The organism is Arthrobacter sp. FW306-1B-F12A, assembly GCF_058781865.1.
Genome location: NZ_JBYSXD010000030.1, coordinates 22,186 through 36,242, shown reverse-complemented (window position 1 = coordinate 36,242; position 14,057 = coordinate 22,186). Strand labels below are relative to the sequence as shown.

Annotated in this window: 10 protein-coding genes; 5 read left to right on the top strand and 5 right to left on the bottom strand. The window is 66.2% G+C overall.

Annotation, left to right across the window (positions count from 1 at the left end; genetic code table 11):
* Positions 1–132: 132 nt before the first annotated feature.
* From AC3WJU_RS14770 to AC3WJU_RS14760, 3 genes are all read left to right on the top strand, one after another.
* The gene (locus AC3WJU_RS14770) at positions 133–1,098 is read left to right on the top strand and encodes a quinone oxidoreductase family protein (protein WP_284989305.1); all 966 of its coding nucleotides are present in this window, start codon (positions 133–135) and stop codon (positions 1,096–1,098) included.
* A 65-nt stretch (positions 1,099–1,163) separates the two neighbouring features.
* Positions 1,164–5,096: a Pls/PosA family non-ribosomal peptide synthetase gene (locus AC3WJU_RS14765; RefSeq protein WP_492260207.1), complete on the top strand. Its 3,933-nt coding sequence runs from the start codon at positions 1,164–1,166 to the stop codon at positions 5,094–5,096.
* An 81-nt stretch (positions 5,097–5,177) separates the two neighbouring features.
* Positions 5,178–6,575 (top strand): M1 family metallopeptidase, encoded by a 1,398-nt coding sequence (locus AC3WJU_RS14760; protein ID WP_492260206.1) that lies wholly within the window; start codon positions 5,178–5,180, stop codon positions 6,573–6,575.
* A 26-nt stretch (positions 6,576–6,601) separates the two neighbouring features.
* On the opposite strand, the gene AC3WJU_RS14755 is transcribed toward AC3WJU_RS14760, so the two are convergent.
* From AC3WJU_RS14755 to pheS, 3 genes are all read right to left on the bottom strand, one after another.
* Positions 6,602–7,165 carry a 4'-phosphopantetheinyl transferase family protein gene (locus AC3WJU_RS14755; RefSeq protein WP_492260205.1) on the bottom strand — a complete coding sequence of 188 codons (564 nt, stop codon included), beginning with the start codon at positions 7,163–7,165 and terminating at the stop codon, positions 6,602–6,604.
* A 128-nt stretch (positions 7,166–7,293) separates the two neighbouring features.
* A complete protein-coding gene (gene pheT / locus AC3WJU_RS14750; protein WP_492260204.1) occupies positions 7,294–9,843 on the bottom strand; it encodes a phenylalanine--tRNA ligase subunit beta in 2,550 nt (849 codons plus the stop codon).
* A gap of 2 nt (positions 9,844–9,845) precedes the next feature.
* A complete protein-coding gene (gene pheS / locus AC3WJU_RS14745; protein WP_078105647.1) occupies positions 9,846–10,907 on the bottom strand; it encodes a phenylalanine--tRNA ligase subunit alpha in 1,062 nt (353 codons plus the stop codon).
* Between the two features lie 186 nt (positions 10,908–11,093).
* On the opposite strand from pheS, the gene AC3WJU_RS14740 reads away from it, so the two are divergent.
* Positions 11,094–11,744, top strand: a complete 651-nt coding sequence (locus AC3WJU_RS14740; RefSeq protein WP_306962886.1) for an SIMPL domain-containing protein — start codon at positions 11,094–11,096, stop codon at positions 11,742–11,744.
* Here AC3WJU_RS14740 and pcp read toward each other — a convergent pair.
* Entirely contained in the window at positions 11,741–12,388 is a 648-nt protein-coding gene (pcp, locus tag AC3WJU_RS14735; protein WP_306962884.1) for a pyroglutamyl-peptidase I, read from the bottom strand. The two genes, AC3WJU_RS14740 and pcp, sit on opposite strands and share 4 nt — an antisense overlap.
* A 111-nt stretch (positions 12,389–12,499) precedes the next feature.
* Between pcp and AC3WJU_RS14730 the strand changes: the two genes are divergently transcribed.
* Positions 12,500–13,594, top strand: coding sequence for an Rv2578c family radical SAM protein (locus AC3WJU_RS14730; RefSeq protein WP_441433233.1), 1,095 nt, complete (start codon positions 12,500–12,502; stop codon positions 13,592–13,594).
* On the opposite strand, the gene AC3WJU_RS14725 is transcribed toward AC3WJU_RS14730, so the two are convergent.
* On the bottom strand, positions 13,591–14,031 hold the full coding sequence (locus tag AC3WJU_RS14725) for a (deoxy)nucleoside triphosphate pyrophosphohydrolase (protein WP_059387790.1): 441 nt from the start codon (positions 14,029–14,031) through the stop codon (positions 13,591–13,593). The genes AC3WJU_RS14730 and AC3WJU_RS14725 overlap by 4 nt on opposite strands.
* Between the last annotated feature and the right edge of the window lie 26 nt (positions 14,032–14,057).

Here is a 14,057-nt window from a genome sequence, read left to right as displayed (position 1 = left end):
GCCCGGAAGTCATCCGGACACATTACGGCGAATCACCGCCCCGAGCCGCTGACTGGACACTCGACGGACTCCGCTCCCTAGGATGGTTGTGTGAATGCGGGCACGAAAGTGCCTCGACGGAGAAGGAGACCCATGACGCACGCAATCATTGCCCGGAAAGCCGGAGGACCCGAAGTCCTCGAACTCACCGAGGCAGAGGTCCCGGTTCCGGGTCCGCGCCAGCTCCTTGTCAAAGTTGCAGCCGCCGGAGTGAACTTCATCGACACATATCAGCGCAGCGGCATCTACAAGGTTGAGTATCCATTCACCCCCGGCTCCGAGTCGGCAGGCACCGTAGTTGCCATCGGCGCGGACGTGGTGGATTTCACCGTCGGCGACAGGATCGCTACCGCTGAAGGATCCCGCAGCTACGCGGAGTACACCCTGGTGGACGCCGACAAAGCGCTTCCGGTACCGGACGGCGTCGACGACCACACCGCGGCAGCCCTGCCGCTGCAAGGAATGACCGCGCATTACCTGATCAACTCGTCTTTCCGCGTAGAGCCGGGCCACACCGTCCTGACCCATGCCGGCGCCGGCGGCGTGGGACTCATCCTGACGCAGTTGCTCAAGGCCCGGGGTGCCCGCGTCATCACCACAGTCTCGTCGGACGAGAAGGAAGCCCTGGCCCGGGAAGCCGGCGCGGACGAGGTCCTGCGCTACAGCGGATTTGCGGACAAGGTCCGCGAGCTCACCGACGGCGAAGGCGTCAACGTGGTGTACGACGGCGTCGGCAAGGATACTTTCGACGGATCCCTCGCGAGCCTTCGCATCCGCGGCGCACTCGTCTTGTTCGGGGCAGCGTCCGGACCCGTGCCCCCGTTCGACCCGCAGCGACTGAACGCAGGCGGATCGTTGTCCCTGACACGCCCGACGCTTGGCCATTTCCTCCAAAACCCGCAGGAACGGCACTGGCGTTCGGCCGAAGTCTTCCGCGCTGCCGCCAGCGGCGCCCTCAAAGTCCGGGTTGGCGGAACCTACCCGCTCGCCGAGGCCGCCCAGGCCCATCGCGACCTGGAAGCGCGCAACACCACAGGCAAACTACTGTTGGTCCCATAAATCGAGGCAAATGCCACGCGGCCGCTGACACTTTTTGTTCACCTCAATCCGAGAAACTTGGGAACGTGACCCAGGAACATGAAATCCCGGCGGACAGCCTGGAACTCAAAGTCGTGCATCTCCCCCAGCTGCAAGGCTCGGCAGCCGCACCTCCAGCGCGCACACTCGTCGAGATCCTCCAGGACACGGCCCGGACATTCCCGGAGGCGTCTGCCCTCGATGACGGGCACAAGTCGCTGAGTTACTCCGAACTCATGGCTCAGGTGCGCGGTTTTGCGGCGACGCTCAACGCAGCCGGACTGGGGCCGGGAGACAAGATCGGCGTGCGGGTCCCTTCCGGATCCAACGATCTGTACATTGCCATCCTGGCGATCCTCTCGATTGCGGCCGCCTACGTGCCCGTGGACGCGGACGATCCCGAGGAACGGGCACGGCTGGTTTTCGGAGAAGCCAAGGTATCTGCCGTTGTCACCAAGGGCCGCAAGATCGAAGTGTCCGGAGAGCGCCCGGCACCGCACCCGGCTCCGCGCACCCCAGGGCTGGACGACGATTCGTGGGTCATCTTCACCTCAGGTTCCACCGGCACGCCCAAGGGCGTGGCGGTGCAGCACCGTTCCTCCGCTGCCTTTGTTGACGCCGAAGCCCGGATCTTCCTCCAGGAAGATCCGATCGGTCCGCAGGACCGGGTGCTCGCCGGCCTTTCAGTGGCCTTCGACGCTTCCTGCGAAGAGATGTGGCTTGCATGGCGGCACGGTGCCTGCCTGGTCCCGGCACCGCGCGCCCTCGTGCGTTCCGGCATGGACCTCGGCCCATGGCTCATCAACCACGGCATCACAGTGGTGTCCACCGTTCCGACGCTCGCGGCCCTGTGGCCGGCCGAAGCCCTTGAGAACGTGCGCCTGCTTATTTTCGGCGGCGAGGCGTGCCCGCCCGAACTCGCCGAGCGCCTCGCGGTGGAAGGCCGCGAAGTGTGGAACACCTACGGCCCCACCGAAGCGACCGTCGTGGCGTGCGCGGCTCCCCTCGGCGGGGACGGCCCCGTCCGGATCGGACTGCCGCTGGACGGCTGGGACCTCGCCGTCGTCGACGCCGCCGGGGTTCCGGTGGCGGAAGGCGGGACGGGCGAACTGATCATCGGCGGCGTCGGACTGGCCCGCTATCTGGATCCGGCCAAGGACGCCGAAAAGTACGCCCCCATGCCATCCCTTGGATGGGAACGGGCGTATCGCTCGGGCGACCTCGTCCGCTACGAGGAAGCCGGCCTCATCTTCCAAGGCCGCGCGGACGAACAGGTCAAGCTTGGCGGCAGGCGCATCGAACTCGGCGAGATCGACGCCGCCCTCCAGGCCCTCCCGGGAGTCGCCGGTGCCGCGGCCGCAGTCCGCACGACGGCGGCGGGGAACCAGATACTGGTCGGCTACCTGGCTCCGGCCGGACCTGAGGACATCGACCTCGCAGCTTCCCGCGAGCTCCTGACGGAAAGCCTGCCCGCCGCGCTGATCCCCCTGCTCACGGTCGTGGATTCGCTTCCAACGAAGACCAGCGGCAAAGTAGACCGGCATTCCCTTCCGTGGCCGTTGGCGGGCGCAGGCGCCGCGGATGCCGACAAGGCACCACTCAACCTTCCCGAAGACGCCCAATGGGTGGTTGAGCAATGGGAAAGCGTCCTCGGCTCCAGCGTCACCTCGCTCGACGCCGACTTCTTCGCCTACGGTGGCGGCTCCCTCGCCGCCGCCCAACTGGTCTCGGCGCTGCGTGTGCGCTACCCCACCATCACTGTGGCCGAAATCTACGCGACACCCCGCGTCGGCGCCCTGGTCGACGCCGCGCGGCAGTCTTTGCCCGAAGGCGGCATACAGGCGCCGGCGGCGGAACGCACGGTTCGCCCCACCTCCCGGAAATCGCAGGTCTTCCAGACCCTGATGGGGATCTTCCTCAACATCCTGGTTGGCATGCGCTGGCTCACGTATCTCATGGCCGCGAACCATTTGCTGGCCGACCTCGCCGGTTTCACAGCCGCTCCCGTGGTGTCCTGGTGGTGGATCCTGGCGTCTTGGCTGGTGTTCGTGAGCCCGCCCGGACGCATGGGCATCTCGATCCTGGCCGCGCGAACCCTCTTGCGTGGGGTCCAACCCGGAACCTACCCGCGATCGGGCAAAGTCCACTTGAAGCTGTGGCTGGCCGAACAGATCCAGGACCTTTCGAGCGCCATCAGCCTTGCCAGCGCTCCGTGGGTTCCCTACTACGCCAGGGCACTGGGGGCGAAGATAGGGAACAACGTCCATTTGCACTCCCTTCCTCCCGTCACAGGACTGCTGTCCTTGGGCAGCGGCTGCAACATCGAACCCGAAGTGGACCTCTCCGCCTGGTGGATCGACGGTGACTTTGTCCACATCGGCGCCATCCATGTAGGTGCCGGTGCCACAGTCGGCTCCCGCAGCACGCTGATGCCAGGGACCAGCATCGGCGCGGGCGCGCGGGTGGAGCCCGGTTCCGCGGTGTTGGGCAAGGTCAAGGCCGGGCACCTCGTTGCCGGATCCCCCGCCGAACGCCGTGGCAAAGCCAAGAATGGATGGCCCGAGACCCCCTCGTCGCACCACCTGATCGGCCGGCTCTGGTTTGCGGCGTTCGCTGCCGCCTCGGCGCTGCTCGCCTTGATTCCGTACATTTCGGCATTCGTCGCCGCGATCGTCATCCTGGTCTTCATCCAAGGCCGGAGCTCGCTGCAGGATGCCTTCCCTGAACTCCTGCTTGCCATTCCCCTGGCTGCACTCGCCTGGTTCCTGTGCAATCTCCTGCTGATCCTGGCGACTACCCGGATGCTCGGCGTCGGTCTCAAGGAGGGATACTATCGCGTCCGCAGCCGCGTCGGTTGGCAGGTTTGGGCCACTGAACGGGTCTTGGACATGGCCCGGGATCTGCTCTTCCCCATCTACGCCAGCCTCTTCACGCCCGTGTGGCTGCGCCTGCTGGGCGCCAAAGTAGGCCGCAATGTGGAGGCTTCCACGGTGCTGCTGCTGCCACGCATGACGACCATCGGCGACGGCGCGTTCCTCGCCGACGACACCATGGTGGCCTCCTACGAGCTCGGCGGCGGCTGGATGAAGATCGGACCGGCCAAGATCGGCAAACGCTCGTTCCTCGGCAACTCCGGCATGACCGCCGCAGGACGCAGCGTGCCCAAGAACTCACTCGTCGCGGTCCTGTCGGCCACGCCGGCCAAGGCCAAATCGGGCACCTCCTGGCTGGGCAGTCCGCCCGTCAGGCTGCGCCGGACCGCCGTCAACGCAGATCTGAGCCTCACCTTCAACCCGCCGCTGGCCCTCAAGACCAAACGGGCCCTGTGGGAACTATGCCGGCTGGTGCCGGTCATCCTGACCGTGGGGATCGCCGTCGGCATCATGCTGGCCCTCGACTGGATCGCCACCGAGACCTCCTACTGGCTTGCCGCCGTCCTCGGAGGCGTCGTGGTCCTCGCGGCCGGCGCGGTGGCCGCGGCAAGTTCGGTCGCCGCGAAATGGATACTGGTGGGGCGCATCAAAGAGGGCGAGCACCCCCTGTGGAGCTCATTCATCTGGCGCAACGAAGTGGTGGACACCTTCATCGAGATGGTCAGTGCTCCATGGTTCGCACGTTCGGCATCCGGCACGCCTGCGTTGGTGTGGTGGCTCCGTGCCCTCGGGGCGAAAATCGGCCGGGGTACCTGGTGCGAGAGCTACTGGCTCCCCGAAGCCGACCTCGTCACGCTCGGCGAAAGCTCCACGGTCAACCGTGGCTGCGTGGTCCAGACACACCTCTTCCATGACCGCATCATGAGCATCGATACCGTGGTCCTCGGGGATGGCGCCACGATGGGTCCGCACGGTGTCATCCTGCCGCGCGCAAGTATCGGGGCCGGCGGAACGGTGGGACCGGCGTCGCTGGTTATGCGTGGCGAGACGGTTCCCGCGGGCACATACTGGATGGGCAACCCGGTCAGCCCGTGGTCCGGACCGTAGCGTAGATTGGCAAGAGGGCGTGAAATACCGGCCCGTGACACGACCGCAGCACAACAAGCTACACGGAGGCAGCCAGCGCACATGAGCCGCAGCGAACCCGGAACAACCCAAGCGCAGGAAACAACCGCGACTGCCGCCGATCCCTACACCCTGCACCACGGGAGCACGGCATTCCAGGTGCTGAGGTACGAGCTGGACCTGGACTATAGCCTGGGCAGCAACCGGCTCAACGGCCGCGCCATGCTCCGTTGCATAACCCTCGAAGACACGGACTCCGTAGTCTTGGACCTGGTGGGCCTGAGGGCTTCCAAAATCCTGGTTGACGGCAAGAAAGTGCCGAAGTTCAGCCCGCGCGGCGAGCACCTCGTGATCACCGTCAAAGACCGCTTGCGGGCAGGCCAGCACTTCACGGTTGAACTCCGCTACGACGGCAACCCGAAGCCGCGCCGGGGCCTGTGGGGCGAAGTCGGGTGGGAAGAGCTCGAGGACGGCGTGCTGGTTGCCGGGCAGCCGAACGGCGCCGCGTCCTGGTTCCCGTGCAACGACCATCCGCGGCACAAGTCCAGCTACTTGATCAGCATCACCACCGACGACAACTACCGGGCCATCTGCAACGGCCGCCTCGTCTCCCACAGCAGGAAATCAAGCCGCGAAACCTGGGTCTACGAACAAGCCGAGCCGATGGCAAGCTATCTCGCCACGGTGCAAATCGGACGCTACCGGGTTCACCAGCTCAGCCCCGCCCTCGACGGCGTCCGCGCCGGGACTGCCCATCACGCCGAAGCCCTGCGGCAGGCTCCGGTGCCCCAGTTCGTCGCGGTCTCCCCCGGTTTATTGACCGAGGCCCGTGAAGGCCTGGCACGGCAGGCCGACATGATGCGCACCTTTGTGGAGTGTTTCGGTCCGTATCCCTTTGCCGAATACACGGCCGTGGTGACCGAGGACGAACTGGAAATCCCGCTTGAGGCCCAGACGCTCTCGATCTTCGGCCGGAACCACATGGAGCAATCGTGGGACGCGCAGCGCCTCATCGCCCACGAGCTGTCCCATCAGTGGTTCGGCAACTCGCTCACGGTGAGCAGCTGGAGGGACATCTGGCTGCACGAGGGCTTCGCCTGCTACGCGGAGTGGATCTGGTCCGAGGAAGCCGGCGTCATGTCCCTCGCCAACCGCGCAAAGACGGCGTGGCGCAAGCTCGACATGGGCGCCCAGGACTTGGTGATCGGGGACCCCGGGCCGGAGCACATGTTCGATGATCGCGTCTACAAGCGCGGAGCCCTTGCCCTCCATGCCGTCCGTCGTGCATGCGGAGACGCAGCGTTTTTCGGGTTGCTGCGGCATTGGACCGAGGCCAAGCGCCACAGCTCGGTCTCCACGGAGGAATTCATCGCTGCGGCCAACGCCTACGTCCCGGGACTCGACGCGGCCAGTGTCCTGGAACCGTGGCTGTACCAAGCAGGGCTGCCCGCTTTCAGCTGACCCTGGAATTCAGCTAAGCCAAGGACTCAGCGGGACGTTACCGCGAGCGCGGCGAGGAGTCCGGCCGGAAGATCCCGGCCGTCAGCGCTGACCGGGAGCTGCAGGTCCCACAGTCCCGGCCGTTCAAGCACCTCGAGGGAATCCGGAGCCACCCTGAGCCCTTCGCCTGTCATCTTCAACCAGGCTTCCTTGCGCGCCCACAATCGTGCCCGCTCTTGGGCCCGACGTCCGGGTTCCAGCGCGGCGAGATGGCGCCGCTCCCGTGCGGTCAGGGCAACGTCGTCGAAGCCGACGAACTCCGTGCCCGCCGCATTTTCCAGGTCGACGCCCACCCGCAGCCCGGGCCCGGGATACGCGACGGCGGCAAACAGCACCCAGCCCGACGACCGTGAGGCGCTGAGCGCCAGGGGTGCGGGGCCGCCGTCGAGCATGTATCCGGGCCGGCCATGCGCGATGTCCGGACCAGAACCGCAGTCCGGGCACTCATAGGCCGCCTTGAGCTTCGAGGCGGGAACACCCAGAAGGTTGGCGGCGAAGTCTTGCTTCGCCAGCCTGGATGCCAGGAACTCCAGGCGCAGGGTCGCAGCCATGGCGTCTCCCCTTAGGGTTTCGGCCGGAGACAGCAATTCCGCCGCTATCTTTTCGATGGCGGCGGAATCGGCAAGATCCAGGGACTGGATGTGAACAGCCAGCCCCTGGATGCCCGGGTTGATACTCGTCAGCGCTGGACTGCTCCGAACCGCTCTGCGGCGACGGCGACGGCGGCCTCGCGTGCCTCCGAGGCCTCGTCGGCGGTCAAGGTGCGGTCCGTGGCACGGAACCGCAGCCCGAAGGCAAGCGATTTCTTGCCGTCTTCGATGCCCTGGCCCGCGTAGACATCGAACAGGGCAACGTCTTCGAGGAGTTCGCCGGCGCCTTCCCGCAGGGCAGCCAGCACGGCGTCCGCCGGAACGTCCTGCGGCACCACGAGGGCAACGTCCTGCGTGGCGACCGGGAAGCCCGAGATGTGCTTGGCAACAATGACGTCCGGAGCAGCATCGAACAGTGCGTCCGCGTTGAGCTCAAGGGCCACGGAGCGCGCCGGCATGTCATGTGCTGCGAGCAGCTTGGGGTGCAATTCGCCCGCGTAGCCCACGACGTCGCCCGAGCGAAGCGCCAACTGGGCGGCACGGCCCGGGTGGAACGCCTGGTGGCTGCCTTGGCTGACCACGAGTTCCACGCCGAGGACGTCGCCGACGAGCCGCGCAACGTCCAGGGCGTCGGCCCAGTCCCAGGCACGCGGGGTGTGGGCCGCGGCTGCCGGGGAATCATGGCCGGTCAAAACAGCGGCGATGTGCAGCGGCTGGTCCGGGACGCCGTCGTACAGTCCGTCAAGGACCTCGTCGGTTGGCTTGACTCCCAGCGGCGGGATGGATGCCGTGCCCAGCTGACCGTCGGGGAGGAACACCGAGCCTGCCTCGAAGAGGGCGAGGTCCCGGAAACCGCGGGAGTGGTTGCGGCGGGCCACCTCGATCAGGCCGGGAAGCACGGAGGTACGGAGGTAACCGTGTTCCTCGCTGATCGGGTTGGCCAATTTGAGGGCGGTGCGTGCCGCGCCCTCTTCCGCCACGCCGAAGGTGTCGTTGGCCGACTTGGAGACGAACGGGTAAGAGAGGACCTCGGTGAGCCCGGCGTCGGCGAGGGCCTGGACCACGCGGCGCTTTTGCTGCTGGGTCCGGGTCAGGCCGCGCCCTGGAGGTGCCACGGGTAGGGTCGCCGGGATGTTGTCGTAGCCCACCAGCCTCGCGATTTCCTCGGAAAGGTCTTCCTTGGTTTCCAGGTCATTGCGCCAGCTCGGTGCCGTGACCACATAGGAGCCGCCCACTTCGTCCTTCAGGACGATGGCGCCCAGGTCCTTGAGCGAACCCGTGATCTGTTCTTCCGTGAAGTCGATGCCGATCCGGGAGGCCGCGTAGCCGGCAGGCAGCTCGATGGTCACGGCGTCAGGTGCCGTCCCGACGTCGGTACCGGCTTCGTCCGCCGTCCCGCCGGCGAGTTCCACCAGGAGGTCCACGACGCGCTGGGCGGCAACGTTGGCAACCTGCCAATCCACTCCGCGTTCGAAGCGCTTGGACGCCTCTGACGGCAGCTTGTGCCTGCGGCGCGAGCGCCCGATCGAGACCTCGTCGAAGTGCGCGGCCTCGACCAGGACGTTGGTGGTCGAATCGGAAACCTCGGTATTGGCTCCGCCCATGACGCCCGCGATGCCGATTGCGCCGGAGTCGTCGGTGATCAGGAGGTCTTCGACGTCGAGCGAGCGCACTTTGTCGTCGAGGGTGGTGATCTTCTCCCCCGCGACGGCGCGGCGGACCACGATATCGCCCGAAAGCTTGTCGAGGTCGTAGCAGTGGTTCGGCTGGCCGAGTTCGAGCATCACGTAGTTGGAGATGTCCACAGGCAGCGAAATGGAGCGGATGCCGGCCAAGCGCAGCCGGGAGACCATCCACGGCGGGGTGGGGCGGGTGGCGTCCACGCCGCGGACCGTGCGGGCCACGAAGCGGTCGCAACCGGGCTTCCCGTAGATGGGGGCGTCGTCGTTGAGCTTGACGCCGTAGCCGCCGGAGAGCGCGGCGGGGGCATTGACCTTGGCAGCCGGGTCCGTGAAGACGGTTCCGGTGGCGTGGGCGTACTCGCGGGCCACGCCGCGGATCGAGAACGCGTAGCCGCGGTCCGGAGTGACATTGATTTCGGCGGCTTCGTCGTAGAGGCCAAGGAGGGACATGGCGTCGGTGCCGATTTCGGGATCCAGGCCGATGCGGGAAAGCACCAGGATGCCGTCGTGGTCCTCGCCGATGCCGAGTTCACGGACGGAGGCGATCATGCCCGCGGACAGGTGCCCGTAGGTCTTGCGCGCGGAAATGTGGAAGTCACCCGGGAGCACGGCGCCCGGGAGGGTCACTACAACCTTGTCTCCCTCGACGAAGTTGTGGGCACCGCAAATGATGCCCTGCACGCCGGAGGGATCGATGCCCTTGCCGGTCAGGGTCTGCTCCTGGCCTTCGGGGACCACGCGGACCTGGCACCAGTTGATGGTCTTGCCGTTGCTCTGCGGTTCCTTGACGAGGCTCAGGACCTGGCCCACCACGATGGGACCCTTGAGTTCGTCCGTGGGGCGGTGGACAGCTTCTTCTTCAAAGCCGACCTTGACCAGTTCCGCCATGACGTCTTCGGCCGTGGCGTCGGCCGGAACCTGCGCGAATTCACGCAGCCATGAAAGTGGGATACGCACTGTTAGATCTCCATCCCGAAGTGCTCGCTGAAACGTACATCGCCTTCGATCATGTCGCGCATGTCGCCGACCTCGTTGCGGAACATGAGCGTGCGCTCGATGCCCATGCCGAAGGCAAAACCTGAATACTCGTCCGGGTCGATGCCGGCAGCGCGCAGGACGTTGGGATTGACCATGCCGCAGCCGCCCCATTCGATCCAGCGGGGGCCGCCCTTGGCACCGGGGTGCCAAATGTCCAACTCCGCGGACGGCTCGGTGAACGGGAAGTAGTTGGGACGCAGGCGGATCTGTGCCTCGTCACCGAACATCTGGCGGGCGAAGTGCTCCAAGGTGCCGCGCAGGTCGGCCATGCTCAGCTTCTTGTCAATGGCCAGGCCCTCGAACTGGTGGAACACGGGTGTGTGCGTGGCATCGAGTTCATCGGTGCGGAATACCTTGCCCGGGCACAGCACATAGATGGGTACTTCGCGCTCCAACATGGACCGGACCTGTACCGGGGACGTGTGCGTGCGCATGAGCAGGTGCGCCTCGGGAGGTTCCACGAAGAAGGTGTCCTGCATTTCGCGCGCCGGGTGGTCCGGCTTGAAGTTGAGGGCGTCGAAGTTGAACCACTCGGACTCGACCTCCGGTCCTTCGGCGATTTCCCAGCCCATGCCGACGAAGATGTCCGCCACGCGGTCCTGCAGCGTGGAGAGCGGGTGGCGGGCACCGGCGCGGCGCCGCCGCGGCGCTGCCGTGACATCGACGGTTTCCTCGACAAGGATGCGGGCGTCGTTTTCGGCTTCGAGCACAGCGGTCCGTGCTGCGAGCGCCTGGTTGACGCGGCCACGGGAGGAACCCATGAGCTTGCCTGCGGCGGCCTTCTGCTCCTTGGGCAGGCCGCCGATTTCACGGTTGGCAAGGCTCAAGGGCGACTTCTCGCCGGTGTGCGCCAAGCGGACGGCTTTGAGTTCTTCGAGGGAGGATGCAGCGGCAATCGCGGCGACGGCTTCCTCAACGGCAGCGGTGATGGCGGCTTCATCCAGAGGGTTCGGGATGGCAGCGCCCGGCAAAGTGTCAGTCATCTACTGTTCTTAGCTACGAGTCGGAAATGGTCTTCACCAGGCAGGGCCATGGCAAAAGCAGGAGCGATGCTCGCTGGACGCGTCCGGCGGGCACTAACAACCAGTCTAGTAGAAGGGTCCCGCGGGGATTTAACCCGTGACCCTGCCTCATCGATTCATCGGCGCGCCCGGGGCTAGCATGGCCTCATGACACCGGTCCGCACCATCACTGTCACCGGAGAGGGAACCGCGGAAGCCGTTCCCGACCTGCTCACGCTCACGCTCGCCGTCGAGGTCAGGCGCGACGCCGCCGAAGCGGCCTATGGCGATGCGGGAGCGATCGTCTCGGCGGTGACCGACGCGTTACGAGGGCACGGCGTGGCCGGTTCCGACTTGCGGACCAGCGGCCTCAATCTTCGCGCCGACCTTGTGTGGGCTGAGAACCAGGGGCAAAAGGTCAGCGGTTATGTTGCGTCAACCACCCTGGTTGCCAGGGTCGGCCCGCCGTCGGCGGCCCCCGCGGCCATCTCCGCCGCGGTGGCGGCGGGCGGCGACAACCTTCGCATCCACGGGATCGAACAGGGATTCACGGATGCCGCGGCCGTTGCGGCACGGGCACAGGAGGCTGCCTGGCGGGAGGCCGAAGCGAAGGCGGCCCGCTTCGCCGCGCTTGCCGGCGGCCGTTTGGGGCACGTCCTCTCCATCGATCAGCGGCCGGAGCATGGATCACCGGTGCCTATGATGGCCGGTATGCAGCGTGCTTCAACGAGCGAAGGCGTGCCCATCGAAGCGGGATCGTTGGCGGTTTCCGCGAGCGTGGTGGTGCAGTGGGAGCTGGATTCGCCCGCGCCGGCCTAGTGAACGGCGCCCGCGGACAGCTTGGTGTCCACCGGAGTCTCAAGCGCAGCGCGAACGACGACGGCGATCCCCCGCCCCATGTCCCGCGTCGCCATCCCGGGCGTCGCACTACCCTGCGGAAGTAGGGCTTCGTCATAGGGAACGTGGATGAAGCCGCCCCGCGCGCGGGGCGGAACGGCTCCGGCGAGTTCGTGCATCAGGGCATAGAACACGTGGTTGCACACGTAGGTCCCGGCAGTCTGCGAGACCTCGGCACGGATTCCGGCGATCTGGAGCGCCCGGAGCGCGGACTTCACCGGGAGTGTGCTGAAGTACGCCGCGGGACCTTCGGGGATTACCGGCTCGTCGATGGGCCTGTTTCCGGCGTTGTCCGGAATCCTGGCGTCATCGCAGTTGATGGCAACGCGTTCCAACGAGAGCCGGTCCCGGCCGCCGGCGAGCCCGACGCAGATGACCAGCTCCGGGCGCAGCCTCTCCACGGCCTCGCGCAGGACCGCGGCGGATTCACCGAAAACGCACGGCAGTTCGAGCGCTTCCACGTCATGGCCTTCGGAGCGCAAGATCTCCTGTGCTTCGAGGACGGCAGCCCACGAGGGATTGCTGGAATCGCCGCCAAAAGGCTCGAATCCCGTCAGCAGAATCATGCATCCACCCTAGCAACGGCTGAGCGATTTCCAGGTGGCTCGTTCGATCCTTAACCGGCCTTCTTTCAACCGACCTTGACAAGTGTTCGAACATATATTCGAATGGAGGCCATGAGATGGGACGCACAGGCACTTTCACCACAACGTGGTCCGGCACCCGGAGACAACAGCAGCAGCGGTCCGTCCGGAGCCGCCCCAGCAACGGACGCACTGCTGCCGCTGGCCGGGCTTGTGCGTTCCGTCTCAACCCCCGAATTCTCCGGAGTCACCTTTCATGAGGTCACCGCCAAATCGGTGCTCAACAAGGTGGCGTCCGGTTCCCAGATGCCCTTCGAATGGACGGTCAACCCGTACCGCGGATGCAGCCATGCCTGTGTCTACTGTTTTGCGCGCAAGAGCCACACCTATCTGGAGTTCGACGCCGGACACGATTTCGATTCCCAGGTGATCGTGAAGATCAACGCGGCAGAGGTCTTGCGCAAGGAACTGTCCAAGCCGTCGTGGGGCCACCATCATGTGGCCCTCGGCACCAACACGGATCCGTATCAGCGGGCAGAAGGCCGCTACCAGCTGATGCCGGGGATCATCCGGGCCCTGGCCGATTCCGGTACTCCGTTCTCCATCCTCACCAAGGGAACCCTCCTGGGCCGCGACATCCCCCTCCTCAAGCACGCCGCCAGCCACGTGCCCGTGGACCTGGGCATCTCCCTGGCCATGACTGACGAAGCCCTGGCCTCGGCAGTGGAGCCCGGCACACCCGCGCCGCGCGCCAGGCTCAAGCTCATCCGGCGGCTGCGCGAGGCCGGGCTGCCGTGCGGTGTCATGGCCATGCCCATCCTGCCGTGGCTGACGGACAGCGATGATGCACTGGAGTCGCTCTTTACGGCACTCTCCGGGGCCGGCGCCACTGGCGTCACGGCCGGGGCGTTGTACCTGAAGCCGGGCACGCGGGAATGGTTCATGCAATGGCTGGCGGCCAACCACCCCGAGCTCGTTGGCAAGTACCGGCGCCTCTATGGCCAAGGCTCGTATGCCTCGAAGGAATACAGGACCTGGCTAAGCGGCCGTATCAACTACTTCAAGGCCCGTCACGGTTTCTCCGGGAGCAGCGGTTTCAGCCACAGGAACGCGACGGCGGGCAAGGAGACGCCCGCTTCGCTTCCACCTGCTTCCTTTCCAACAACGGGCCAGTCCGCGCTTTTCTAGTTGAGCAGGCCGGAGGCCACCCGTTCCAGCAGTGCACGGACAATCGGCAGGTCGGCAGGAATCCACGGCAAGGTCAACGCCTCGTCGCCATTGCCAAGCGGAACCCACCGGAGTTCATCGTGGTCCTGGAGCGGACGCGGCTCGCCGTCGAGCAGTTCGGCGAACCATACCCTCATGACGGCGCGCTCGTTCAGCGGCCAAGCGGCGCCCGCGTCAGGCTCCACCTCAGACCCGAGCCGGACAGTGATCCCGAGTTCCTCGAGCAACTCGCGGTGCAGCGCGTCTTCGAAGGATTCCCCGGCCTCCAGCTTGCCGCCCGGGAACTCCCACATTCCCGCGAATTGCGGTGGGGCGCTGCGCCTCGCGGCGAGCAGCCGTTTCGGATTTTCAAGGGAATCGACGACGGCGGCGCCCGCCACGCTTATCAGTCCAGTCACCGCAACAGTCTATTGGCCCTCCGGTC